Source organism: Pseudomonas sp. 2822-17, assembly GCF_002742485.1.
GTDB lineage: Bacteria > Pseudomonadota > Gammaproteobacteria > Pseudomonadales > Pseudomonadaceae > Aquipseudomonas > Aquipseudomonas cyclaminis.
This window is the reverse complement of record NZ_LJRZ01000347.1, coordinates 1-278: the sequence shown is the minus strand read 5'-3', so window position 1 is coordinate 278 and position 278 is coordinate 1. Positions and strand designations below refer to the sequence as shown.

Genomic DNA, 278 nt, shown 5'->3' with positions numbered 1-278 from the left:
CAGTACGGTTTTCCCTACGCAGTTCTGTTGCTTTATTCATCGCTTCTTTACGTCGTTCATTACTAAAAATAATGCAAATATCATTCGTAATGGATTCCTTTGTTTTCCCCAATGCTTCAGTAGGTCGGTCGACCCTTAGGCCAAAACCTGTTGCAGGCTCTGATCGATGGAATTTTTCAAGTAGTCCGTCATAACGACCACCACTTCCGATTGGGTATCCTAAGCCTTCACTGTATGCTTCAAAAACGGTCGCTGTATAATAACTCATATGCATCACT

Annotated in this window: 1 protein-coding gene; it reads right to left on the bottom strand. The window is 42.1% G+C overall.

All coding sequences use genetic code 11. The features are described 5' to 3' along the window. The coding region (locus AOA60_RS08425) for an ATP phosphoribosyltransferase regulatory subunit (RefSeq protein WP_178075335.1) at positions 1–278 on the bottom strand (278 nt) is incomplete at both ends.